At 74.1% G+C, this 24,273-nt stretch carries 22 protein-coding genes and 1 riboswitch; of the genes, 16 read left to right on the forward strand and 6 right to left on the reverse strand.

Annotated features, from left to right (window positions below; translation table 11 throughout):
* Nucleotides 1-109: 109 nt before the first annotated feature.
* The 5 genes from ABT299_RS04545 to ABT299_RS04565 form a co-directional block, all read right to left on the reverse strand.
* Nucleotides 110-961: a hypothetical protein gene (locus ABT299_RS04545; RefSeq protein WP_500249753.1), complete on the reverse strand. Its 852-nt coding sequence runs from the start codon at nt 959-961 to the stop codon at nt 110-112.
* An 87-nt stretch (nt 962-1,048) separates the two neighbouring features.
* On the reverse strand, nt 1,049-2,704 hold the full coding sequence (locus ABT299_RS04550; protein WP_500249754.1) for an acetolactate synthase large subunit: 1,656 nt from the start codon (nt 2,702-2,704) through the stop codon (nt 1,049-1,051).
* 263 nt (nt 2,705-2,967) lie between these two features.
* The gene (locus tag ABT299_RS04555; RefSeq protein ID WP_500249755.1) at nt 2,968-3,987 is read right to left on the reverse strand and encodes an LLM class F420-dependent oxidoreductase; all 1,020 of its coding nucleotides are present in this window, start codon (nt 3,985-3,987) and stop codon (nt 2,968-2,970) included.
* A gap of 196 nt (nt 3,988-4,183) precedes the next feature.
* Nucleotides 4,184-4,384, reverse strand: coding sequence for a DUF397 domain-containing protein (locus ABT299_RS04560; protein WP_190868450.1), 201 nt, complete (start codon nt 4,382-4,384; stop codon nt 4,184-4,186).
* Entirely contained in the window at nt 4,381-5,223 is an 843-nt protein-coding gene (locus ABT299_RS04565; protein ID WP_387029068.1) for a helix-turn-helix domain-containing protein, read from the reverse strand. Before ABT299_RS04565 ends, ABT299_RS04560 begins: the two co-directional genes overlap by 4 nt.
* 193 nt (nt 5,224-5,416) lie before the next feature.
* On the opposite strand from ABT299_RS04565, the gene ABT299_RS04570 reads away from it, so the two are divergent.
* Complete coding sequence (locus ABT299_RS04570; protein WP_500249756.1) at nt 5,417-6,163, forward strand: ATP-binding protein; 747 nt, start codon at nt 5,417-5,419, stop codon at nt 6,161-6,163.
* Here the strand turns inward: ABT299_RS04570 and ABT299_RS04575 are convergent.
* Nucleotides 6,074-6,856, reverse strand: a complete 783-nt coding sequence (locus ABT299_RS04575; RefSeq protein WP_500249757.1) for a TetR/AcrR family transcriptional regulator — start codon at nt 6,854-6,856, stop codon at nt 6,074-6,076. The genes ABT299_RS04570 and ABT299_RS04575 overlap by 90 nt on opposite strands.
* 116 nt (nt 6,857-6,972) lie before the next feature.
* A riboswitch (cobalamin riboswitch) is annotated at nt 6,973-7,096 on the forward strand.
* Between the two features lie 56 nt (nt 7,097-7,152).
* On the opposite strand from ABT299_RS04575, the gene ABT299_RS04580 reads away from it, so the two are divergent.
* The 15 genes from ABT299_RS04580 (at nt 7,153) to ABT299_RS04650 (ending at nt 24,140) form a co-directional block, all read left to right on the forward strand.
* A complete protein-coding gene (locus ABT299_RS04580; protein ID WP_500249758.1) occupies nt 7,153-9,204 on the forward strand; it encodes a putative cobaltochelatase in 2,052 nt (683 codons plus the stop codon).
* Nucleotides 9,205-9,312: 108 nt separating this feature from the next.
* Nucleotides 9,313-9,927, forward strand: coding sequence for a cob(I)yrinic acid a,c-diamide adenosyltransferase (gene cobO / locus ABT299_RS04585; protein WP_190868453.1), 615 nt, complete (start codon nt 9,313-9,315; stop codon nt 9,925-9,927).
* The gene (locus ABT299_RS04590) at nt 9,921-11,291 is read left to right on the forward strand and encodes a cobyrinic acid a,c-diamide synthase CobB (protein WP_500249759.1); all 1,371 of its coding nucleotides are present in this window, start codon (nt 9,921-9,923) and stop codon (nt 11,289-11,291) included. The genes cobO and ABT299_RS04590 overlap by 7 nt, the downstream gene beginning before the upstream one ends.
* Before the next feature lie 32 nt (nt 11,292-11,323).
* Entirely contained in the window at nt 11,324-11,899 is a 576-nt protein-coding gene (locus ABT299_RS04595) for a GNAT family N-acetyltransferase (protein ID WP_500249760.1), read from the forward strand.
* An 85-nt stretch (nt 11,900-11,984) separates the two neighbouring features.
* On the forward strand, nt 11,985-12,485 hold the full coding sequence (locus ABT299_RS04600; RefSeq protein ID WP_500249761.1) for a hypothetical protein: 501 nt from the start codon (nt 11,985-11,987) through the stop codon (nt 12,483-12,485).
* Nucleotides 12,486-12,487: 2 nt separating this feature from the next.
* Complete coding sequence (locus tag ABT299_RS04605; protein ID WP_500249762.1) at nt 12,488-13,486, forward strand: hypothetical protein; 999 nt, start codon at nt 12,488-12,490, stop codon at nt 13,484-13,486.
* Complete coding sequence (locus tag ABT299_RS04610) at nt 13,483-13,935, forward strand: cobalamin biosynthesis protein (protein WP_500249763.1); 453 nt, start codon at nt 13,483-13,485, stop codon at nt 13,933-13,935. The genes ABT299_RS04605 and ABT299_RS04610 overlap by 4 nt, the downstream gene beginning before the upstream one ends.
* A gap of 76 nt (nt 13,936-14,011) precedes the next feature.
* Nucleotides 14,012-14,692 (forward strand): precorrin-8X methylmutase, encoded by a 681-nt coding sequence (locus tag ABT299_RS04615; protein ID WP_500249764.1) that lies wholly within the window; start codon nt 14,012-14,014, stop codon nt 14,690-14,692.
* Nucleotides 14,689-15,747: an Rv2231c family histidinol phosphate aminotransferase CobC gene (cobC, locus tag ABT299_RS04620; RefSeq protein ID WP_500249765.1), complete on the forward strand. Its 1,059-nt coding sequence runs from the start codon at nt 14,689-14,691 to the stop codon at nt 15,745-15,747. The genes ABT299_RS04615 and cobC overlap by 4 nt, the downstream gene beginning before the upstream one ends.
* Before the next feature lie 10 nt (nt 15,748-15,757).
* The gene (gene cobT, locus ABT299_RS04625) at nt 15,758-16,876 is read left to right on the forward strand and encodes a nicotinate-nucleotide--dimethylbenzimidazole phosphoribosyltransferase (protein ID WP_500249766.1); all 1,119 of its coding nucleotides are present in this window, start codon (nt 15,758-15,760) and stop codon (nt 16,874-16,876) included.
* Between the two features lie 111 nt (nt 16,877-16,987).
* Nucleotides 16,988-18,226, forward strand: coding sequence for a uroporphyrinogen-III C-methyltransferase (cobA, locus tag ABT299_RS04630; protein ID WP_190864239.1), 1,239 nt, complete (start codon nt 16,988-16,990; stop codon nt 18,224-18,226).
* Complete coding sequence (locus ABT299_RS04635) at nt 18,223-20,073, forward strand: GTPase family protein (protein WP_500249767.1); 1,851 nt, start codon at nt 18,223-18,225, stop codon at nt 20,071-20,073. Before cobA ends, ABT299_RS04635 begins: the two co-directional genes overlap by 4 nt.
* Nucleotides 20,070-21,809, forward strand: coding sequence for a GTPase family protein (locus tag ABT299_RS04640; RefSeq protein WP_500249768.1), 1,740 nt, complete (start codon nt 20,070-20,072; stop codon nt 21,807-21,809). The genes ABT299_RS04635 and ABT299_RS04640 overlap by 4 nt, the downstream gene beginning before the upstream one ends.
* Nucleotides 21,810-21,894: 85 nt before the next feature.
* A complete protein-coding gene (locus ABT299_RS04645; protein ID WP_387029043.1) occupies nt 21,895-22,380 on the forward strand; it encodes a single-stranded DNA-binding protein in 486 nt (161 codons plus the stop codon).
* Between the two features lie 470 nt (nt 22,381-22,850).
* Nucleotides 22,851-24,140 (forward strand): sensor domain-containing diguanylate cyclase, encoded by a 1,290-nt coding sequence (locus ABT299_RS04650; protein ID WP_190864234.1) that lies wholly within the window; start codon nt 22,851-22,853, stop codon nt 24,138-24,140.
* The last annotated feature ends 133 nt before the right edge of the window (nt 24,141-24,273 follow it).

Genomic DNA, 24,273 nt, shown 5'->3' on the forward strand with positions numbered 1-24,273 from the left:
ATCATCAGCCGCCCCCACCACGCGAACCAGCCCCGCCCAACAGGACGGGGCCGGATTCGCGTCAATCGAAGAGGCCGCCCCCGCTCGACGGCAGGGGCGGCCGGGGGCGTCAGTCGAAGAGTTCCTTGGCGTGGTCGATGACCACGGCTCGCCGGACCCAGCGCTTGAGTTGGTCGATGTCGGTGCAGCCGGTGACCTTGTCGCGGATGTCGTTCGGGACGGTGATGCCTCGTGTCTCCAGCACCGACAGCACCGCGTCGGCCTCGCCCTCGGCTCGGCCTTCGGCGATGTGGGTCTTGGCGAAGTCTGACTGCCACTCGTAGCCGGCGGTCTTCACAGTGTCCTCCAGGAGCTTGCGGGCAGCGTCGGAGAGCAGCGTCCTCAGGTAGTCATGGTACAGAGGGCCGGTGTCTCCGGTGAGCGTGTCGATGGCCGCCGCGACGGCGCTGACCACGGCGGATGCGTGCGGGCCGTCGGCGTGCGCGGGGGCGCTGAGGACGGCGAGTTCGGGCATGCGGGCGGCTTCGTCGGGGTCGGTGATCGGGGGGAGCATGCCGGGGTGGACGGTGAGGGGTTCGAGCACCCAGCGGGGATGGCCCATGTCGATGGGGGCGGCGCATCTGCGGGCGCTGTTCTCGTCCGGGCAGAGGACGAGCAGCGTCGCCCCGCATTTGTGGCGTAGCCGGAGCAGGGCGATGTAGGCGGGCCAGCTGTACCGCTTGCCGTCGTCGAACCGCTGCTGCGACTCGACGATGACGCCGTGGGTGCGCTTGTCGCGAGTGTCGAACAGGACGGTGGCGTCGCACCGGAGCTCGGCCGGGCTCAGATCCGCGAAGGACTCGGACGTGATGCTGGGCTCGCCGAGGATGTCCAGGCCGAAGACGGTCCGCAGGATGGTCGGGACGAGCTGGGGCCGGTTGCGGACCATCTCCAGCGGCAGCTCGTGTGCGCTTGTGGGCATGGAGCACAAGCTAAGGGTAATCGAACGGTCACGCCGCGTTCATGGTCTCGAATGGTCATTCGAGACCATGAACGCGGCGGCGGGTGATCAGAACGGGCCGGTCAGATCGCCCAGCTTGTCGGTCAGCTGCAGGTTGTGGGAGTAGTCCACCGGGACGGTGATGACGGACACGGTGTCCTCGGCGAGGGCCTTGCGGAGGGTGGGGAGGAGCTCGGCGGCGGATTCCACCCGGTAGCCGCGGGCGCCGAAGCTCTCGGCGTACTTCACGAAGTCGGGGTTGCCGAACTTGATGTGGGAGCTGGTGCCCATGTCGAGGTCCATCTTCCACTCGATCAGTCCGTACGCGGAGTCGTCCCAGATCAGGACGGTGATCGGGATGTTCTCGCGGACGGCGGTCTCCAGTTCCTGGGAGTTCATCAGGAACGCGCCGTCGCCGGTGGCGGCGAGGACCCTGCGGTCGGGGTGGGCGAGCTTGGCGGCGATGGCGCCGGGGACGGCGAAGCCCATGGACGACAGGCCGTTGGAGACGAGGAGCGTGTTCGGCTCGTACGTCGGGTACATGCGGGCCATCCACATCTTCACCGCGCCGGTGTCGGCGAGGACGATGTCGGCGCGGCCCATCGCGGAGCGGACGTCGGCGACGATGCGGCGGGGCGAGAGCGGGAAGCCGTCCTCGGTGGCGCCCTCGGCGAGCTCGTCGCGCATCATCCGGCGGATCTTCTCGCCGGTGCCGTTGACGTCCCAGCGGCGGTGGACGCTGTCGGCGAGGGCGCGCAGGGAGCGGGAGATGTCGCCCTGGATGCCGACGGTGACGGGGTAGTGGTCGTCGACCTCGGCGGGCGACTGGTGGATGTGGATGATCTTCTTGTCGGCGCTCGGGTTGATCTTGACGGGGTCGAACTCCTGGAGCTCGTAGCCGACGGCGATGAGGACGTCCGCCTCGTCGAAGCCGAAGTTCACGTAGTCGTGGCGCATGAAGCCGACGGCGCCGAGGGCGTTGCGGTGGTCGTCGGGGAAGACGCCCTTGCCGTTGAAGGTGGTGGCGACGGGCAGGCCGAGGCGCTCGGAGAAGTGGATCAGCGCGTCGCTCGCGCGGTCGCGGGTGGCGCCGTGGCCGGCGAGGACGATCGGCTGCCGGGCGAGGGCGATCACGTCGGCGGCGCGGGCGATCTGGGACGGCGACGGCTCCTGCGGCCGGACGATGTTGACCGGCAGCGGCTTGAGCGCGTCCGAGACCTTCGCGGACTCGACGTCCTCGGGGATGGCGAGGTAGACGGCGCCGGGACGCTCGGTCTGCGCGGTCTTGAACGCCTTGCGGACCATCTCCGGCAGTGCCTCGGCGGTCGGGGCCAGCTCGGACCACTTGGTGATGGGGCGGAACAGCGACACCAGGTCGACGATCTGGTGCGACTCCTTGTAGATGCGGTCGAGGCCGACCTGCGCGGAGATCGCGACGACGGGGGTGCTGTTGGTGGTGGCGTCCGCGACGCCGAGCTGCAGGTTGATCGCGCCGGGGCCGAGGGTGGCGGAGGCGACGCCGGCCTTGCCGGTGAGGCGGCCGTAGATCTCGGCCATGAACGCGGCGCCCTGCTCGTGGCGGACGAGGATGTAGCGGATGGGGGAGTCGTTCAGGGCGTGGACGAAGTGGATGTTCTCCTCGCCGGGTATGCCGAAGACGTATTCGACGCCCTCCGCCTCGAGGGTCCTCACGAGCAGCCGGGCGGCGTCTTCCTGCGTGGACATCGTGTGTCCCATCTCCAGTCTCTGATCTCCGGGTGCCTTCGGTGCAGCACCCGGTTCGCCGCCTCCATTCCACCGCGTCGTGTGTGATCGGTTACGGGCGACCCACCCCGAAATGGGGAGGGGCGGCCCGGCCTGAACCGGACCGCCCCTCCCCATGCCCCGGTCACTCGGGGTGGTCTGATCACGAACGTAGAACCCGCGCCTCGACGGCGGGAACTTTCCGTTACGTAATAATTCTGGGCGAAAAGGTACGAACCTCTTGCTCAGCCGTCGACCATCTCCCTGATCGCGCGGAGCGTCGGCTCGTCCTTCACCCCGGCGATCAGCACGGTGCTGACCGGGCTGTCGCGCCACTGCTGGAGCCGCTCCTTGATCCGGCCGAGGGGGCCGAGCAGCGAGATCGAGTCGGCGAGGTCGTCGGGGACGGCCTTGATCGCCTCGTCGCGGCGGCCGTCGAGGAACAGCTCCTGGACGCGCTTGGCCTGCTCCGCGTAGCCGAGCCGGCCGATGAGGTCGAGGTGGAAGTTGCGGTCCTTGGCGCCCATGCCGCCGATGTAGAACGCGAGGGGGATCTTGGCGAACTCCAGCGCGGACGCCAGGTCGTCGGTGACGATCGTGGTGACGGTCGCGGCGATCTCGAAGCCGTCCGGGCGGTTCGCCAGCGACGCGCCGAACACCGGCTCGATCTGCTCGGGGTCGACGAACAGCGGCAGCCAGCCCTGCGCGACCTCGGTGGACAGCGCGACGTTCTTCGGCCCCTCGGCGCCGAGGTAGACGGGGATCTCCGGCCGGACGGGGTGGACGATCGACTTCAGCGGCTTGCCGAGGCCGGCGCCGCCCGGGTACGGCAGCGGGTAGTGCGGGCCCTTGCTGGTGACCGGCTCCTCGCGCCGCCAGACCTGCCGGACGATGTCGAGGTACTCGCGGGTGCGGGCGAGCGGCTTGGGGAACGGCTGCCCGTACCAGCCCTCCACGACCTGGGGGCCGGACGCGCCGAGGCCGAGGATCACGCGCCCGCCGGACAGTGCGTCGAGGGTGAGCGCGTGCATCGCGGTGGCGGCGGGGGTGCGCGCCGACATCTGGACGACGGCGGTGCCGAGCTTGATCCGGGACGTGCGGGCGGCGTACCAGGCGAGCGGGGTGAACGCGTCGGAGCCGTAGGCCTCGGCGGTGAAGACCGAGTCGTATCCGCAGCGCTCGGCGGCCAGCACCGTCTCGGTCTGGTCGTCGGGGTGCTGCTGCCAGTAGCCGACGTTGATGCCGAGCTTGAGTTCCGCGGTCACGATGCCATCCTCCGGGTCGCCGGGGCCGCGTCGCCGGGTCGGCGCCGCACGGGCGATACTAGAACACGTTCTACTTTCCAGGGAAGGGCGGGGTCACCGCCCCGGTCCCGGTTCCGGCCCCGGCATGGGCGCGGTACGGCGTGCGGGCACGGCGAAGGGCCGCGGCGACGTGCGCCGCGGCCCTCCGGAATCGTGCTCAGACCTCCCGGATGGAGTCGAGGAGGGTCTGCCAGGCGTCCGGCGTCAGCACCAGGGCCGGTCCGCCGGGGTCCTTCGAATCGCGAACAGCGCGCAGATCGCTGGAGAGGGGGGCCACCTCGACGCACTGGTCGCCGCTCCCGCTGTGGGAGGACGTGCGCCAGGTGGCTCCGTTGAGTTCGCGCTGCAGGTTGGTCACAGGCTGCTCCTTGCTGCCTCGGCTATGAGGTGCGCGGATTCCTCGGGGGACAAGGCGGCCGCCTCGATCCGATCGAAGCGGTCCCTATGTTTTGCTATTGCCTCGCTGCTCTCAAGGTAAACGTCGCCCATGGTCCCCTCTACGTAGGCGATATCGGGGTCTGCGGGGTCCGGATACGACAAAATGGTGAAACGTCCGTCAAGGCCCGCATGTCCCCCCTGGGTGAACGGGAGGACCTGAACGGTCACCGTCGGGCGTTTCACGGCCTCCACCAGGGACTCCAGCTGGGCGCGCATCACCTCGCGGCCGCCGATGGGCCGGCGCAGCACCGCCTCGTCGAAGATCACCTGGAGCCGGGGCGCGCTCTCGCGGTCGAGCAGCGCCTGGCGGATCTTGCGGGCCGCGATGCGGCGCTCGATGTCCTCCTGCGCGGGCAGCAGCCGGCCGGCCGTGATGACGGCGCGGGAGTACTCCTCGGTCTGCAGCAGGCCGTGGATGAGCTGCGGGTCCCAGGTGCGGATGTGCGACGCCTCGTCCTCCAGCGCGACGTAGCTGCCCGCGAAGACGTCCTGGTAGGCGGTCCACCAGCCGCGCTGCCCCGCCTGCCTGGCCAGCGTGATCAGCGCGTCGCGGTCGGGGCTCGGAACGCCGTACAGGTCGAGGATGTCGGCGATGTCGCCGGGGCGCGGCCGGGTCTGGCTGGTCTCCAGCCGGGAGACGGTGGCCCGGGACCAGTCGAGGCGGTCCGCCACCTCCTGCAGGGTGAGTCCCTGCTCCTCGCGCAGCTTGCGGAGCTCCCGCGCCAGACGGCGGCCACGAACGGTGGGGCGGTAGGTCATGGGAGCGAAGTCTCGCCGCTCTCGGGCCGCGCCACAACGCGATTGGCGAACCCGGCACGAAGGGCAGGGCAATTCCATCAAGGCGCTTGCGAACGTGAGAATCTCACGAGAGTCTTGAATGCGTGACTGCTCGGGGACCGATAGTGACGGCGACCGGACCGCGCTCCCGGCAGGCGGCCCGCGGGAGGCACTCGTGAAGACCCCGCCTGAGACCACCGACGCGAGCCAGCGCGCGCCGCGGCGCACCGCCGGGCCGCGCGCCGGGCACGACCGGTCGGCCGCCCCGGCCGCCGACCCCGCGGCGCCGCCCGGCGCCCCCTCCGACCAGGCGGCCGACCTCGCCGCGGACATGATGACCGACGCCGCCGCCATGGCCGACGCGATGGCCGCCGGGGGCGCGCGCGGGCCGGGCGGCGCCAGGCCGGGCTGGGTGTGGGCGCTCCCCGGCGGCCCCGGCTGCGCGAGCCACGCCCGCCGCGTGCTGCGCGACGCGCTCGCCTCGCTCGGCGTGCGGGACGAGGCGATCGGCGACGCGCAGCTGATGGTGAGCGAGCTGGCCACCAACGCGCACCAGCACGCCGGCGACCACGGCCCGCACGAGCTGTGGCTCTACCTGGGCGACCCGCCCGGCGCCGAGTCCCGGCCGTCCGGCGCCCCGGCGAGCCCGGGTGCCCTGGCCGGTCCCGGCCTCGCGGGCGCTCCGGTCGGTGCCGAGGTGCGGTGCGCCGTCTTCGACGCCTACGTCGACGCGTCGCTGCCCGGCTACTCGTGGACGTCCGGGGACTGCGGGCGCGGTCTCAGCATCGTCCGGGAGCTGTCGCGGGGCCGCTGGGGCATGCTGCGGACGCTGTCACGGCTCGGCCCGGGCGTCCGCGGCAAGGCCGTCTGGTTCGCCGTCCCGGTGCGCGGCGGCGTGAAGCAGCCGGTCCCCGGCCTCTAGGCGCCCTCCGCCCGCCGCGTCCTGGGCCTCCAGCGCGGGGGCGATGTCGGTGACCATCGACAGCAGCGACCTGGTCAGCAGCGTCTGCACCTGCGCGCGGTCGAGGGTCCGCTCCTGGAGCCACTGCCGCGTCGCCGCGTCCGCGAGCCCGGAGTAGACGCGCAGGACGGCCCGCAGCGTGCCGGTCGGCGCGGGCACCCGCAGAACGGCGAGCATGTGCTCGACCGTCCGGTCGCGGAACCGGTTGACGAGGTGGAGCAGCTCGGGGTCCTGCCCGAAGCCCTCCGCGTCCAGCGCCGCGAACCAGGTGGTGGCGTTCCGCTCGGCGGTGTCGAGGAACAGGTTCACGCACAGCTCGACCGTCTCAGGCAGCGTCATCCGCTCGTCAGGGGGCGGCGCCTGCACCGCCGCGGTGGCCGTCAGGCCCTGGACGACCTTGAGGAACAGCTCCCGCTTGGTGCCGAAGTAGTAGTGGATGAGCCCGCGCTGGACGCCGGCCTCGCGGGCGATCGCCGCGGTGGCCACCTCCGCGTACGGCAGCTCGGTGAACATGCGGCGCGCGACGTCGAGGATCTGGTCGCGCCGCTCGTCGCGCGGCAGGCGCTGGTAGCGGGCCTTCGGGCTCCTGGTGTCGCCCGGGTGCGGCGTCGCGGCTCCGGCGGCCTCGCCGCGCGGGGCTGCGCGTCGCTCCATACCGACCAGTAGACCATCTCATTGGCGTATCGCCAACATTGACCGGCACTCCGCCGATAGATGGCCGGGTCGAGCGCGTCCGGCCGGTGTGCGATCCTGGGCGGGCGACGGACGCGGAGGAACCCGGTGCGAATCCGGGGCTGTCCCGCAACTGTGACCAGGGGAGCCCCCCTCGACACGGCCACGGCACGCGGTGCTGGAAGGCCGAGGGGGAGCGGTGATCCGGGAGCCAGGAGACTCCGGCCGTCGGACAGGCACCGCCACGGGCGTGGACACCCGAGGAAGGATGACGAGACGTGCGACCTGCGTCGGCGCCGGACACCGGCCGGCCGGAGAGGCGCGCCCGCGCGCGCTACCCCTTCTCCGCCGTCGTCGGAATGGCCGATCTGAAGCTCGCCCTGCTGATCAACGCGGTGTCGCCGGGCGTCGGCGGCGTGCTGGTCCGCGGCGAGAAGGGCACCGCCAAGTCGACGATCGTGCGCGCGCTGGCCGGGCTGCTGCCCCCGGTGCCGGCCGTGCCGGGCTGCCGGTTCTCCTGCGACCCGGACGATCCCGACCCGGCGTGCCCCGACGGCCCGCACACCCCCGGCGAGGCGGGGACGCGGGACGCGCGGCTGGTCGAGCTGCCGGTGGGCGCGTCCGAGGACCGGCTCACCGGCTCGCTGGACATCGAGCGCGCGCTGACCGAGGGCGTGAAGGCGTTCGAGCCGGGCCTGCTCGCGGCCGCGCACCGCGGCGTCCTGTACGTCGACGAGGTCAACCTGCTCCATGACCACCTGGTCGACCTGTTGCTGGACGCGGCGGCCATGGGCGAGTCGTACGTCGAGCGCGAGGGCGTCTCCGTCCGGCACGCGGCGCGGTTCCTGCTGGTCGGGACGATGAACCCGGAGGAGGGCGAGCTGCGCCCGCAGCTGCTGGACCGGTTCGGGCTGACCGTCGAGGTCGCCGCGACCCGCGACCCGGCCGAGCGCGCCGAGGTCGTCCGGCGGCGGCTGCGGTTCGAGGACGATCCGGACGGCTTCGCGGCGGCCTTCGCCGCGGACGAGGCGGACCTGGCCCGGCGGATCGCCGCCGCCCGCCGCCGGCTGCCCGGCGTGGAGCTGACCGACGCCGCGCTCCGCCAGATCACCGCCGTGTGCGCGTCGTTCGAGGTGGACGGCCTGCGCGCCGACCTGGTGACGGCGCGGGCCGCGATCGCGCTGGCCGCCTGGCACGGCCGCGACGCGGTGACGGCCGACGACGTCCGGACGGCGGCGCGGCTCGCGCTGCCGCACCGGCGCCGCCGCGACCCGTTCGACGCGCCCGGCCTGGACCGGCAGAAGCTCGACGAGGTGCTCGAAGAGCACGGCGACGAGCCGGAGCCACCCGACGACCCGGGACCTCCCGGCGACGGCCCGGACGGCCCGGACGGCCCGGACGGGGGAGGCGGCGGCCTTCCCGACGGCTCCGGGCAGGACGCGCCCGTCCCGCCGCCGGCCGGCCCGCCCCCGGAGGAGACGCCGCAGTCCGGGGAGAGCGGCCCGGGGCGGTCGGGCGAGAGCGAGCCCGCGCCGGCGGACGCCGCCTACAAGCCGCGCCTCTTCACCGTCCCCGGGCTGGGCGAAGGCGCGCCGGGACGGCGTTCCAAGGCGCGCAGCCCGTACGGACGCGTGTCAGGCGCACGGCCGGGCGCGCGCGGGTTGCACCTGACGGCGACGCTGCGCGCGGCGGCACCGCACCAGCGCGCGCGGGGACGCACCGGTTCCGGTCTGGTCGTCCAACCCGAAGACCTGCGCGAAGCGGTCCGCGACGGACGGGAGGGCAACCTCGTCCTGTTCGTCGTCGACGCCAGCGGTTCGATGGCGGCGCGCAAGCGGATGCGCGCGGTGAAGGGCGCCGTCCTCAGCCTCCTCCTCGACGCCTACCAGCGGCGCGACAAGGTCGGCCTCATCACCTTCCGGGGACGGGACGCCGACCTGGCGCTGCCGCCCACGTCGTCGGTGGAGGCCGGGGCGCGCCGCCTCGACGCGCTGCCGACCGGGGGCCGCACCCCGCTGTCCGCCGGGCTGGCACGGGCCGCCGAGGTGCTGCGGGTCGAGCGGCTGCGCGACCCGGCCCGCCGCCCGCTGCTGGTCGTGGTGACCGACGGCCGCGCCACCCACGGCCCCGACCCGTCGGCGGCGGCCGGGCTGCTCGCCGGCGTCGCGTCGGTGGTCGTCGACTGCGAGTCCGGGCCGGTGCGGCTCGGACTCGCCGCCGCGCTCGGCGCCCGGCTCGGCGCCGAGGTCGTCCGGCTCGACCGCCTCGCCGCCGACGCGCTCGCCGGGGTCGTCCGCGACGCGCGCGGCGGCGCGCGGAACGTCGCGTGACCGTTGGAGAAGACCTCGCGTGACCGTTGGAGAAGACCTCCCGTGACCGCCGGGGAATCCGCATGACCGCCGGGGAAACCGCCGCCGACCCAGGAAGCAGGGGCTGAGATGCCGCAGGGCAAGCCGGAGTACGTGCCGGACGACGGGCTCACCACCAGGCAGCGCCGCAACCGGCCGCTGGTGATGGTGCACACCGGACCGGGCAAGGGGAAGTCGACGGCCGCGTTCGGGCTCGCGCTGCGGGCCTGGAACCAGGGCTGGCCGATCGGGGTGTTCCAGTTCGTCAAGTCGGCGAAGTGGCGGATCGGCGAGGAGAACGCGCTGCTCGCGCTCGGCCGCCTGCACGAGCGGACCGGCGAAGGGGGGCCGGTGTCCTGGAACAAGATGGGCGAGGGCTGGTCGTGGATCCAGCGGCCCGGTACCGAGGCCGACCACGAGGCCGACGCCCGCGAGGGCTGGGAGCAGATCAAGCGCGACCTGGCCGCCGAGAAGTACCGCCTCTACGTGCTGGACGAGTTCACCTATCCGATGAAGTGGGGCTGGGTCGACGTCGAGGACGTCGTCGCCGCGCTGGCGGACCGGCCCGGCAACCAGCACGTGGTGATCACCGGCCGGGACGCCGACCCGCGGCTGATCGAGGCCGCCGACCTGGTCACGGAGATGGCCAAGGTGCGGCACCCGATGGACGGCGGCCAGAAGGGGCAGAAGGGCATCGAGTGGTGAGCGTCCCGCGGCTCGTCGTCGCGGCGCCCTCGTCGGGCAGCGGCAAGACGACCGTGGCGACCGGGCTGATGGCCGCGCTCGCGATGCGCGGCCTGCGGGTCTCGCCGCACAAGGTGGGCCCGGACTACATCGACCCCGGCTACCACGCGCTCGCGACGGGCCGTCCCGGCCGGAACCTCGACCCCTGGCTGACGTCCGAGGACCTCGTCGTGCCGCTGTTCCTGCACGGCGCGCGGAACGCCGACATCGCGGTCGTCGAAGGCGTCATGGGCCTGTACGACGGCGCCGCCGGTCTCGGGCCGTCCGACTCGGCCGGGGGAGGGGACTACGCGTCCACGGCGCACGTCGCGACGCTCCTGGCCGCGCCGGTCGTGCTGGTCGTGGACGCGTCCGCCGCCGCCGGGAGGTCCGTGGCGGCGCTCGTCCACGGGTTCCGGTCGTTCGGGACGGTCCGCGTCGGCGGCGTCGTCCTGAACCGGCTCGGTTCCGACGGCCACGAGCGCATGTGCCGCGCGGCCGTCGAGGAGCTCGGGCTGCCCGTCCTGGGCGCGCTGCGCCGCAGCGACGACGCCGCGACGCCGTCCCGGCACCTCGGCCTGATCCCGGCCGCCGAACGCAGCGCGGAGGCGGTGGACACCGTCCGGCGGCTGGGCGAGCTGGTCGCGGCGTCGTGCGACCTCGACGCCCTGCTCGCGCTCGCCCGGGAGGCGCCGGAACTGGACGCCGCGCCCTGGGACCCGGCCGACGCCGTGCCGGAGAAGCACCCCGGACGCCCTCGGATCGCGGTGGCGGGCGGCCCCGCCTTCACGTTCGGCTACGCGGAGAACGAGGAACTGCTCGAAGCGGCGGGCGCGGAGGTCGTCCGGTTCGATCCGCTGCAGGACGCGGGCCTGCCGGAGGGGACGCGCGGAGTCGTCGTCGGGGGCGGGTTCCCCGAGGTGTACGCGGCGCAGCTGTCGTCCAACGAGCCGCTGCGCGAGGAACTGGCCGCGTTCGCCGACGCGTCCCGGCCCGTGTACGCCGAGTGCGCCGGACTCCTCTACCTCGCGGAGGAACTCGACGGCGCGCCCATGTGCGGTGTGCTGAATGGCGCCAGAGCGGCCATGGCCCCGCGGCTGACGCTGGGTTATCGTGCCGCGGTGGCGGTGGCCGACTCGGTCGTCGCGCGCGCGGGCGAACGGGTGCACGGGCACGAGTTCCACCGCACGGTGACGGACCCCGAACGCGGGGAGACCGCCGCCTGGCAGTGGTCCGCGTCCGGCCCGGTCGGGTTCGTGCGGGGCGACTGCGTCGCGTCCTACCTCCACGTGCACTGGGCCGGATCGCCCTGGTTCGCCAGCCGGATGGTCGCGGCCTGCCTGTGACGGTCCCGCCTGCGGGCGGGGAGGGGAGCGGTGTGGACGTCTTCACCGGGGACGTGCGCCTGGAGGCCGGGCGCCTCGTCCTGCGCCCGTTCGGGGTCGACGACGCCCCCGACCTGATCGAGGTGATCCGCGCGGGCGAGGACTTCCTCCCGCCGAACTTCCCGGACGCGCTGGAGGCCGAGCCCCTCGCCTGGTTCCTGCGCGAAGGCGTCCACAAGGTGCACCGCTTCGGCCTCGGCATCCACCTGGCGGTGACCGACCGCGAGACGGGCGGCCTCATCGGCACCATTGGGCTTTTCAAAGTGGACTGGGCGCAACTGACCTGCGAGGTCGGATACGGGGTGCGGTCAAGCGCGCGCGGGCGCGGGTACGCGACCGAGGCCCTCACGCTCGTCTCGAACTGGGCACTGCGGGACTGCGGGCTGTTCCGGGTCGAGCTGCGCGCCTTGACCACCAACCACGCCTCGATCCGGGTCGCCGAGAAGGCCGGCTACCTGCGCGAAGGGGTGGCGCGGGGCGCGGAACGCGACGCCGACGGCGTCAACCGGGACATGTTCGTCTTCAGCCGCATCGCGCCCGATCTCCGGCAAGGTGGTCCGGCATGCTGACCGATCCGGGGCCGCGCGGCGCGCCGCGTCCCGGGCCGGGCGCGGCCTCCGGGAGGCTCGACGCCCACGACCAGGAGGGACGGGCATGACCGGGACACAAACGACGGAAGCGCCGGCGGTACGGCGGACGCTGGTGATGCACGGCGCGGACGCGGCGGACACCGCCCGCCGCATGCTGCCGCAACTGCCGGAGGACTGCTTCGTCCCCGCCGGCCGCGACGCGCTGCGGACCGCGGTCGGGAAGGGGCTCGCCCAGGTCGTGCTGGTCTCCGGCGTGGACGAGCAGGCCGCGATCGCGGGCGGCGTCCCCGCGCTGGCCGCGATCACCGCGGACATGGACGGCGGCCCGGCGCTGGCGGCCGAGGTCGAGGCGGCCGGGACGCCGCGCCGCGCCTACGAGCTGTGGGAGGCCGCCGGGCGGCTCGGCCCGTGCGGCCGGGAGCTGTGCCGCCGCACCGCCGGGGAGCTGGAACGTCTCGCCGCCGAGGCGGCCGGGTCGGCCGAGAGCCCGGTGGCGGCGCAGGTCGTGCTGGTCGACGCGAAGGGAGAGCGCATGGTGGGGATGTTCGGGCGGATGGCGCGGTAGCCGTGCTCACGGTCAGCGGCCGCGACGGCGCGCCGCGCTCCGGGACGGCGCTTGCGGCACGGGCGTTCGCGCTGGCGGGCGTGTCCCGGGACGACGCGCTCGTCGTGTCCGCCGCAGAGTTCCGGCGCGCGGTGAACGTCTGCCGTGCGCACCCCAAGGTGGCCGTCCTGACCGCCCCCGGCGCGGGGCCCGCCGAGCTGGGGCGCGCGCTGTTCCCGCAGACGCCGCGCTCGTTCGTCGTGTGCGAGGACGTGGACGGGCCCTCCCAGCGCGTCGTCCACGTCCGTCCGGCGGAGGCGACCACGCGGCCGTGGCACAAGCCGGACGTGGTCCTCGTACTGGACAACCGGCGAGCGGTGGACACGCCCACATGGATCGCGGGTCCTGCTCTAAGGGAACCGGTCTGGGCGCTGGCTCAGGACGCCTTCGGTGGGGAACCGGCTCTGACACCCGAGGCGCGTGCGTTCGCCTTGGCCAAACTGGGGCCCCGCATAGGGGACATGGTGTGGGACATCGGTTCCGGCGACGGCTCGGTGGCGATCGAGTGCGCCCGGTTCGGCGCGGCGGCCGTCGCCCTCGACCGCGACGACTCCGTCTGCGTCCGGCTGCGGGAGAACGTCCGCAGGCACGGCGTCCGGGTCGCGGTGTCCCGGGGCGAGATCGGCACGGTCGTGGACCACCTGCCCGTTCCCGACGCCGTCTTCCTGGCGGACCCGTCCCCGGAGGCGCTCGCGACCTGCGCCGCGCAGGCCCGGTACCGCCTCGTCACCACGGCACCGGCCGGGGCCGTTCCCGCGCTCATGGACGTCGTCGCAGGCCACGGCTTCATAGTGCACGCCACCACCCTCCAGACGATCCCGCTCTCCGGCGACGCGGAGCCGCCGTCCCCGATCACCCTCCTCTGGGCCGAACGCCCCGCCCCCGTCGCCGGAGCGCCCGCCGCGAAGCGGATCAGGGGCATCGAGACGCTCCCGCCCCCGCCCGGACGCTGGGTCCTGTGACGCTGGTCATCGGGGTGGGCGCGTCCAGCCGGGCGGACGCGCGCGAGATCGGCGAGCTGATCGGCGCCGTGCTGGCCCGCGACGACCTGCGCGGTGAGGACGTCGCGTGCCTGGCGACCGTGGAGGCCCGCGCGGGCGCGGGCGGTGTCCGCGATGCCGCCGAAATGCTCGGATTTCACCTCGTCGCCTACTCTGTGGGCGTGCTGGCGCAGGTGGCGGTGCCGAACCCGGCGGAGGGCGTACGGGCCCGGACCGGGACGGCGAGCGTGGCCGAGGCGGCGGCCCTGCACGGGGCCCGCGCGCTCGGCGGCGGCGCCCGCCTCGTCGTGGCGAAGCGCGCGACCGCGCGCGCCACGGCGGCGGTCGCCCGGATCGTCCCGGCGGCGCCGGCGAACCCGGTGAACCCGGCGAAGCCGGGTCATAGCGACCGGCGACCCGTGAAACCCTAGGTGCCCGACGACGAACCCCCCGGCGACCACGAGGACCGACCGTGACCCACCCGACCATGATCAATCTGGAGGCGCAGTGACCGTACGCCAGCCCCACCCGATCGAGGTCCGGTCCTACGAGATCCTGCGCTCGCGGGTCGACCTGTCGCCGATGCCGCCGCTGTGGCGGGCCGTCGCGGAGCGGGTGATCCACGCCACCGCCGACCTGGAGTACGCGGTGGACCTGGTCACCTCGGAGGACTTCCTCGTCCAGGGCTGGTCCGCGCTGCGCTCGGGCGCCCCGGTCGTCACCGACGAGCACATGACCGCCGCCGGGATCAGCGCCCGCGAGACGGCCTGCCACGCCGACGACCCCGCCGCCGCGCGGATGGCGCGCGCCGCCGGGATCACCCGCCCGGCCGCCGCGGTCCGCATCGCCTACTCCGAGGTCGGGCCGGGCGCGGTCTGGGTGGTCGGGTCCGCGCCCGAGGCGATCTTCGAGATCATCGCGCGCCGGGTCCGGCCCGCGCTGGTCGTCGGCACACCCGTCGGCTTCGTGGGCGCGGCCGAGGCGAAGGAGGCGCTGCGGGCCAGCGGGCTCCCGCAGCTCAGCAACGTCTCGGAGAAGGGCGGCCCGGCGGTCGCCGCCGCGGCCGTCAACGCGCTGCTCTACTACGAGCAGGCCCCGCAGCCCTTCGGCCAGGGCGCGCCCTCGCACGGCCAGGGCGCTCCGTCGTACGGGCAGGGCGCTCCGTCGTTCGAGCAGGGGGCGCCGTGATCGGGCACAGGCCGGTGATCGCCGGACCCGACGACGGCGCCGACGAGGTCGACCTGCGCCACCACGGGGACGCCGAGGTCGGCGGCGGGCTCGCCGACTTCGCCGTGAACGTCCGCACCGGCATGCCGCCCGCGTGGCTCGCCGACCGGCTCCGCGCGTCCGTCGCCGACCTGGCCGGCTACCCCGACCCGCGCCCCGCCCGGCGGGCCGTCGCGCGGCGGCACGGCAGGGCCGCCGAGGAGGTGCTGCTCACCGCCGGCGCCGCCGAGGCGTTCGTGCTGCTGGCGCGCGTCCTGACGCCCCGCAAGGCGGTCGTGGTGCACCCGCAGTTCACCGAGCCGGAGGCGGCGCTGCGGTCCGCCGGGCACGCGGTGGAGCGGGTCGTCCTCGCCAAGGACTTCACCCTCGACCCGGCCGCCGTGCCGGACGACGCCGACCTCGTCGTGATCGGCAACCCGACCAACCCCACGTCGGTGCTGCACCCGGCCGCCGCGATCACCGCGCTGTCCCGGCCCGGCCGGACGGTCGTGGTGGACGAGGCGTTCATGGACTGCGTCCCGGGGGAGCCGGAGACCCTCGCGACCCGGCTGCCCGCCGGGATCGTGGTGATCCGCTCGCTGACCAAGACGTGGGGCCTCGCCGGGCTGCGCGCCGGATACCTGCTCGCCGACCCGTACCTGGTGAGCCGGCTGGCGGACGCGCAGCCGCTGTGGGCGGTGTCCACGCCCGCGCTGGTGGCGATCGAGGCGTGCTGCGAACCGGCCGCGATCGCCGAGGCGCGGGCATGGGCCGCCGACCTCGCCGCCGAACGCGACCGGCTGGCCGGCGAGCTGAGCGCCCGGGGCCTGTACCTGGTGCCCGAGGCGCGCGCGTCGTTCCTGTGCCTGCGCGTGCCGGACGCGCTCGGCATCCGGGCGCTGCTGCGGCAGCGCGGCTACGCGGTCAGGCGCGGGGACACGTTCCCGGGCCTCGGCACCGACTGGCTGCGCATCGCCGTGCGCGACCGCGCGTCCAACGACGCACTGCTGGAGGTGCTCGGTGAGCTGGGAATCTGAGGGAGACGACGTGCCGGACAAGGAAGCAGGCGGCGTGATCGAGGAGACGCTGGCCGCCATCGCACCGCCCGACCGGGCCGCGATGGACGAGGCCCGCGACCTGCAGGGCCGGCTGACCAAGCCGCCGGGGTCGCTCGGCGTGCTGGAGGAGGTCTCGGTCCGGCTCGCCGGGCTGGCGGGGCGGTGCCCGCCGCCGCTGCCCGAGCCCGCGGCCGTCGCCGTCTTCGCCGCCGACCACGGCGTGCACGCACAGGGCGTCACCCCGTGGCCACAAGAGGTCACCGCGCAGATGGTCGCGAACTTCGTGGCCGGCGGGGCGGTCGTCAACGCGTTCGCCAAGCAGGTCGGCGCCCGCGTCACCGTCGTGGACATCGGCGTCGCCGCGCCGCTGGAACCGGCGCCCGGCCTGCTCTCCCGCAAGATCGCGCCCGGCACCGCCGACATGACCGCCGGACCCGCGATGACCGCGGACGAGGCCCGCCGCGCCGTCGCCACCGGCATCGAGGTGGCCCGCGAGCTGGCGGGCCGGGGCGCCCGCTGCCTGATCACCGGCGACATGGGCATCGCCAACACCACCGCGTCCGCCGCGCTGATCGCCGCGTTCACCGGCCTGCCGCCCGAGCGGGTCACCGGCCGCGGGACCGGCATCGACGACGCCACGCACGCCCGCAAGGTCGAGGTCGTGCGGACGGCCCTCGCCCGGCACGGCCTCCTCGACGGCGCGGGCTCCCGCGACCCGATGGACGTCCTGGCGGCCGTCGGCGGCTTCGAGCACGCCGGGATCGCCGGGTTCGTCCTCGGCGCGGCCGCGCTGCGCGTCCCGGTCGTGCTGGACGGGGTGATCGCCGGATCGGCGGCCCTCGCCGCCGCCGCGATGAGCCCCGACGCCCTCGCCGGCTGCGTCGCCGGGCACCGCTCCGCCGAGCCCGGCCACTCCGCCGCCGTCGATCATCTCGGGCTGCGCCCGCTCGTCGACCTGGAGCTGCGGCTCGGCGAGGGGACCGGCGCCCTGCTGGCGTTGCCGCTGGTCCAGGGCTCGGTACGGGTGCTGCACGAGGTCGCCACGTTCGACTCGGCCGGCGTCACCGAGAAGGAGGCGGCGCCCCGTAACGACCTGATCTCGGAATGAGTCACGCTCGGCTATCGAACGGCCGGAGCCCCTCTCCATGAACTCGCCAACCCGAGTACCTTTGTTCCGCAAAGACACTTGTCCGTCACCGGCGTCCGAAAGAATCACCACGTGCCCCCGTACCTGCTAGGTCTGCGCCTTCGAGGGCGACGCGTCCTCGTCGTCGGCGGCGGCCGGGTCGCGCAGCGCCGCGTCCCCGCGCTGCTGGACGCGGGCGCCGAGGTCGTCCTCGTCTCGCCCGAGGTGACCGCCTCGCTGCAGGGCCTCGCCGAGGCGGGCCGCATCGCCTGGCACGCGCGCCCCTACCGGCGCGGCGACTGCGCGGGCGCCTGGCTGGTGCAGGCCGTCACCGACGACGCCAAGGTCAACGGGGACGTCGTCGCCGACGCGGAGGCCGCCCGGATCTGGTCGGTGCGGGCCGACGACGCCGAGTCGTCCCCGGCCTGGACGCCCGCGAGCGGGCAGGCCGGCGACGCCACCGTCGGGGTGCTGCTCGGCGGCGACCCGCGCCGCGCCGCCGGCATCCGCGACGCCGTGGTGGACGGGCTCCGCGACGGCGCCCTGGAGTCCCGGCACTCCCGGCGCAAGCCGTCCGGTGTCGCGCTGGTCGGCGGCGGCCCCGGCGACCCGGGCCTGATCACCGTCCGCGGCCGGCAGCTGCTCGCGATGGCCGACGTCGTCGTCACCGACCGGCTCGCCCCCGGCGGGCTGCTGGACGAGCTGGCCGCCGACGTCGAGGTGATCGACGCCGCGAAGATCCCCTACGGCCGGACCGTCACCCAGGACAAGATCAACGACTACCTCGTCGAGCACGCGAAGCAGGGGAAGTTCGTCGTCCGCCTCAAGGGCGGCGACCCCTTCGTCTTCGGCCGCGGCGGCGAGGAGGCGCTGCACTGCGCCCGCAACGGCGTCCCGGTCACGGTGGTCCCCGGGATCAGCAGCTCGGTCGCGGTGCCGTCCGCGGCCGGCATCCCGGTGACCCACCGCGGCGTCGCGCAGGAGTTCCACGTCGTCTCCGCGCACGTCCCGCCGGGGCACCCCGAGTCCACCGTCGACTGGGAGGCGCTCGGCCGCGCCCACGGGACGCTCGTACTGCTCATGGCGGTGGAGCGGATGGCGCTCATCGCGCCCGCCCTGGTGCGCTATGGTCGGTCGTCCGACACGCCGGTCGCCGTCATCCAGGACGGCACCCTCCCGGGCCAGCGGACGCTGACCGCGACACTGGGCACCGTGGCCGACGAGATGGCCGCCGGCGGAGTCCGGCCCCCGGCGATCGTGGTCGTGGGCGACGTGGTCGACGTGGCGCGAGAGATCGACATGATTCGAGCCGACTTGGGACGGGATCCGTGACACCCCCCGCAGAGCGAAGCGCGGTCCACGACGAGGAGGCGGGCACCGGACGCGGAGGCGAGGACTCCGCGAAGCCCGCGTCCCGGAAAGCCATGCCCGAAGAGCACCCGCCGTCCGGCGCCGCGACGGTCCGGCAGGGCGAGCTGGTCAGAGCGCTGACCGCGCTGCGCGAGCAGCTCGGCGCCTTCGACTTCCTGCTCGACGTGCCCGGCGTCGAGGAGGCCCGCGAGGCCCGCGACGAGCTGCGCAACCAGCTCGACGACTACGTCCTGCCCCGCCTCCAGGCGGCGGGCGCGCCGATGCTGGTGGTGCTCGGCGGGTCGACGGGCGCGGGCAAGTCCACGCTGGTCAACACGCTCGTCGGGGCCCGCGTGAGCGCCACCGGCGTGCTCCGCCCCACCACCAGCAGCCCGATCCTGGTCTGCCATCCCGACCACGTGCAGTGGTTCATGGAGGGGCCGCTGCTGCCCGGGATGGGCCGCGTCCGCGGCCCGGCGCCCGACGCCATCGCGGGCGACCAGCTGGTCATCATCGCCAGCGAGGCCCTCCCGCCCGGCCTGGCGCTGCTCGACAGCCCCGACTTCGACTCGGTCTTCGAGGACCACTACGAGTTCGCCACCAAGCTGATGGCGGCCGCCGACCTGTGGCTGTGCGTCACCACCGCCGCCCGCTACGCCGACGCGCAGGTGTGGCAGATGCTCCAGCGCGCCAAGGAGAACGGCGCCACCATCGGCGTCGTGCTCTCCCGCGTCCCGCAGGGCGACGGCCCCGGCGGGCGCGCCGGATCGGTCGGGCAGGGCAGCTCCGACGTCGTCGAGCACTTCGGCGAGATGCTCGACGAGCACGAGGTCGGCGACGCCCGCCGCTTCACGATCCCTGAGACCCGGATCGAGGAGAGCCGGCTCCCCGAGGAGACCGTCGAGGACATCCGCGACTGGCTCATCGGCGTCGCCGAGGACGTCGAGGACCGCGAGGTCGTCATCAGCGACACCCTCGCCGCCGTCCTCGACAGCTTCCGCACCCGCGTCCCCGAGCTGGCCCGCCAGGTCGAGGCGCAGGTCGAGCAGCGCGCCGAGCTCGCCCAGCAGGTCGAGGCCGCCTACGGCACCGCCCTCGCCGAACTCGACGAGGCCACCCGCAACGGCTCCCTGCTGCGCGGCGAGGTCCTCGCCCGCTGGCAGGACTTCGCCGGCACCGGCGACCTGCTGCGCGCCCTGCACGTCCAGCGCGCGCGCCGCGGCCGGGGCTCCAACCGGCGCCACCGCAGCCCCGCCCGTGTGCGCGCGCTCAAGGCCGCGCTGCGCAGCGGCCTCGAATCGCTGATCATGTCGACCGCCGAGCACGGCGCCGAGCAGGTCGTCGCCCGCTGGCGCGCCCACCCCGCCGGCGGCACGGTGCTCGCCGGGCGCGGCGACGAGATCGGGCACGTCTCCCCGGAGCTGTCGCGCCGCGTCACCCGGGCCGTCAGCGCCTGGCAGGACCACGTCCAGGAGCTGATCCGCACCGAGGGCGTGACCAAGCGCTCGGTCGCCAAGCTCGTCTCGTTCGACACCGAGGCGGTCTCCCTCGTCCTGACGATAGGACTGCTCGGCTACGGCACCTCCGACGTGGCCGTCGAGGGCGGCAACAGCGCCGTCCCGCAGCGGCTGCTGAAGGCGCTGTTCGGCGCCGAGTCGCTGCGCGGCATGGGCGCCAAGGCCCGCGCCGACCTGCGCAGCCGCATCGGGATGCTGTTCGACGAGGAGGCCATCCGGTTCGGGCAGGTGCTCGACGGCGCCGGCCTCCCCGACGAGACCGTCCCCGTCCAGCTGTACCAGGCCACCTACAACCTCGAGGTCGCCCGATGACCACCTCGGCCCTGCCCGCCGGCTCGCCGACGAGCCCCGGCGGCATCCCGGTCCCCGCCACGGACGTCCCCGGCGCGCCCCCGGCGGTGCCCGCCGAGCGCGCCGAGCCCGCCGCCCCCACCCTCACCGACCGGCTCAACGGCCTGGACCGCCTCGTCGAGGCCGGCACCGGACGGCTGGACCGGCCGCTCCTCGACGACGCCGGAGCGCTGCTCGACCGGGCCGGGCAGCGGCTGCGGCTGTCCGGCGAGCACACCGTCGTCACCCTCGCCGGCGGCACCGGCAGCGGCAAGTCCTCGCTGTTCAACGCCATCTGCGGGCTGGAGCTCTCGCCCACCGGCATGCGCCGCCCCATGACCTCCAAGGCGCACGCCTGCGTCTGGGGCCTCGACGGCGCCGGCCCCCTGCTGGACTGGCTCGACGTCGACAAGCGGCGCCGCTACGCCCGCGCCAGCGCCCTCGACCTGGAGCGCGCCGACAGCTCCCTGCAGGGCCTCGTCCTGCTCGACCTGCCCGACCACGACTCCATCCAGGCCATGCACCGTGCCGAGGTCGACCGGTTCGTGGCGATCGCCGACCTGCTCGTCTGGGTCGTCGACCCGCAGAAGTACGCCGACGCCGCCCTGCACCGCAACTACATCGTCCCGTTCGCCCGGTACGCCGGCGTCACGCTGATCGTCCTCAACCAGGTCGACCGGCTCGCCCCCGACGAGATCGACGACTGCGTCGCCGACCTGCGCCGCCTCCTGGAGGCCGAGGGCCTCGCCCAGCCGCGCATCATCACCACCTCCGCCGTCGCCGAGGACGGCGTGCACGGCTTCCGCGACGTCCTCGTCGACACCGTCGCCGCCCGCCGGGCCCGCAGCGAGCGCCTCGCCGCCGACGTCGACCGGATCGCCGAGCGCTTCGCCGAGCACCGCTTCGACGCCGAGCCCCCCACCGGCGTCGACGAGGGCCGCCGCACCGAACTCGTCCAGGCCCTCACCGACGCCGCCGGCGCGCCCGCCGTCGCCGAGGCCATGGAGAGCGCCTACGAGCTGCGCGCCGCCGACTTCGTCGGCTGGCCCGTCAGCGCCCTGATCACCCGGCTCCGCTCGGACCCGCTGCGCCGGATGCGCCTCACCGAGCTGCGCGAGGAGCTCCGCAACGCCTTCACCGGCCCCATCGGCGCCCAGCAGGGCGACGTGGACAACGCCCTGGCCGGCGTCACCGACGGCATCACCGGCGAGCTGCCCGTGCACTGGGCCCGCTCCGTCCGCGCCGCCGCCCGCTCGCACGCCACCGAGATCCCCGAGGCGCTCGGCGAGTCCCTCAAGGAGGCGCTGCCCACCTTCAACCAGGTGCCGCGCTGGTGGTGGCTGGTCAAGACCTGGCAGTACTTCCTGATCCTGGTCGCCGTCCTCAGCGTCGTCTGGATCGGCGTCCTGGTCGCCTACGGCGTTCTCAAGGTCGGCGGGGACGACCCGAGCGGCCTCATCGGCAGGTCGGGGCTCATCCCGTACGTCGCCGTCCTGGTCGTCTGCACCCTCGGCATGGGCTGGCTCACCTCGTCCGCCTGCCGCAACCTCGTCGCGCTCTCCTCCGCCAAGCACGGCGACAAGATGGAAGAGCACATGCGCGAGGGCATCGAGCGCGTCGCCCGTGACAAGGTCCTCGAACCCGTCGCCGCCGACCTGCGCGTCTACGCGGGCTTCCGACACGACGTGGACGTCGCCTTGGGGCGCCCGCCCGCGTAGTTATCCACATTTCCCGCAGGGCTGTCGCGGACGGTAACGGCTCGGGCACCGTTGGTTCTGTAAGTCGCGAACCAACGGAGGACCCGTGAACGAAGCGCACGTCACCGTCATCGGCTGGACCGCCGCCGAGCCCTACTACACCGTCACCGGCAACGGCACGCCGTTCCTGTCCCTGCGGGTCGGGTGCACGCCCCGCCGCTACGACCGCGAGGCCGGCTCCTGGCAGGACCTCGACACCATGTTCCTGACCGTCAACTGCTGGCGCGGCCTCGCCGACAACGTCAACGCCTCCGACTTCCGGCGCGGCACGCCCGTCCTGGTCACCGGCCGGCTCCGCGTCCGCCAGTACGAGCGCGACGGCCAGTGGCGGTTCTCCGCCGAGATCGAGGCCAACACCGTCGGCCACGACCTGGGCCGGGGCACGGCCGACTTCCGCCCCGTCCAGCGGGGCGGCGCCCTCACCGACGAGGACCGCCAGGCCGCCCGCGACGCCGCGGACCAGTGGGCCCTGACGGCCCCGCCCGACGCCGAAGGCGGGATCCCCGCCGAACCCGCCCCCCAAGCCGCCTGACCAGGCCGGCGATCAGTACCCAGGCGTCGGTCGGCCTCTGCGAACGGAAAGCCGCCGCAGCACCGCCCCAAAAGCTCATAAGAGCGAGGCATCGATTCGACCAGGGTGGCGATGCGTGAAGGCGCCCATGCGATGAGTGAGGTGAAGTATGCGCGATGCGGCGGCGGGCGCCTGGGCGTCCGGGATTCGGGGTACCGGACTTGAGCGGACGGGGGCGGGGCCGACAGATCGATCGCTGCCGGTCTTCGCCCCCGCACCGTCGGGGTCCTGCGGCCCGCCTAGATCCAGGAAACGCCGCGCATGGTGTTGCCCCCCTCAGGATGTGCCGAGGTCCGCCGATCCGCGGCCTCCTATGCATGGTGCCCAGAACGGTCACCAGCATGTGCCCTACCGAAGGTACCTGTTTCCCGCCCGTTCCGCACACGTTGCAACTATCGTGTTACACAACGTGATGCGTGTAAGGGGGAAGGATGACGGCAGTGCAGTCGTCCGCCGAGGACCGGGGCGGGGAACTCACCCGCGTGCCCCGCCGCCGATCGCTTCTGGGGCGTCCGTCCCTGCTCGTGGTCTATGTGCCGGCGGTCGTCGCCGTCCATCTGGGGTTGATCGTCGCCCTGCTGTTCCGCACGCCCTTCCGGCTCCACGACCTGGCGACCTTCGCGGCGCTGCTGGCGTGCGGCGCGGTCTGCATCGAGGCCACCCGCCGCCTCGGCATGCCGGCGGGGGTGGCGCGGGACCTGCTGTCGGCCTGGTGGCTGCCCGTGGCGCTGCTGCTGCCGCCGCTGTACGCGCTGCTGATCCCGATCCCCCTGCAGGCGCTCCTGCAGTTCCGGGTGCGCCGGACCCTGGTCTACCGGAGGGGCCTGGTCGCCTCGGCGCTCGGCATAGCCGGAGCATGCGCGTCGCTGGTGTTCCACGTGGTGGTGCCACACCCGCTGGCGGGCGCACCGCAATGGGTGGTGGAGGCGTATCCGGGCATCCCGGCGGCGGTGGGGTGCGCGGCGCTGTTCACCATCGTGAACACGGCGCTGGTCGCGGTGGCCGCGCACGCCGCCAACCCGGAGAGCCGCTGGCGGGACGTCCTCTGGACGCGCGAGAGCCTGCTGCTGGACGTGGTCGAGCTGTGCGTCGGCATCCTCGTCGCGATCACGAGCGCGCTGACGCTCGGGCTGCTGGTGCTGGCGCTGCCGCCGGTGATGCTGCTGCAGCGCAGCCTGATGCACCAGCAGCTGCAGGCCGCCGCGCGCACCGACGCCAAGACCGGCCTGCTGAACGCGGCGGCCTGGCAGCGGGAGGCCGACACCGAGCTGTCCCGGGCCCAGCGCACCCACGACGCCCTCGCGCTGCTGCTGATCGACATCGACCACTTCAAACGGGTGAACGACACCCACGGCCACTTGATCGGCGACCAGGTGCTCGTCGGCGTGGCCAGCACCCTCTGCCACCAGCTGCGCGACTACGACGTGGTGGGCCGGTTCGGCGGCGAGGAGTTCGTGGTCCTGCTGCCGGGCGCCGACACCGTCGAGGCGTGCCGGGTGGCCGAGCGCCTGCGCGGCCGCGTCCGCCGCCTCGCCGTCCCCGCGGAGGAGGGCACCGTCACGGTCACGGTCTCGGTCGGCGTCGCGCTCTTCCGCACCCACGGCGAAGATCTCATCGAACTGCTCGCAGCCGCCGACCTCGCCCTCTACCGCGCCAAGGAATCCGGCCGCGACCGCGTCTGCCTCCCCGCCGTAGACACCCCCCGCCCCGACGACACCTGATCCCCACCCCCGCCCCCCGGGCCCCAAGCCCCCGGCTCCTCACCGCCCAACCCTCACCGCCCAACCCACACCGCCCAACCCACACCGCCCAACCCTCACCGCCCAACCCTCACCGCCCAACCCTCACCGCCCA

It is taken from the genome of Spirillospora sp. NPDC000708, from assembly GCF_040299565.1.
Lineage (GTDB): Bacteria > Actinomycetota > Actinomycetes > Streptosporangiales > Streptosporangiaceae > Spirillospora.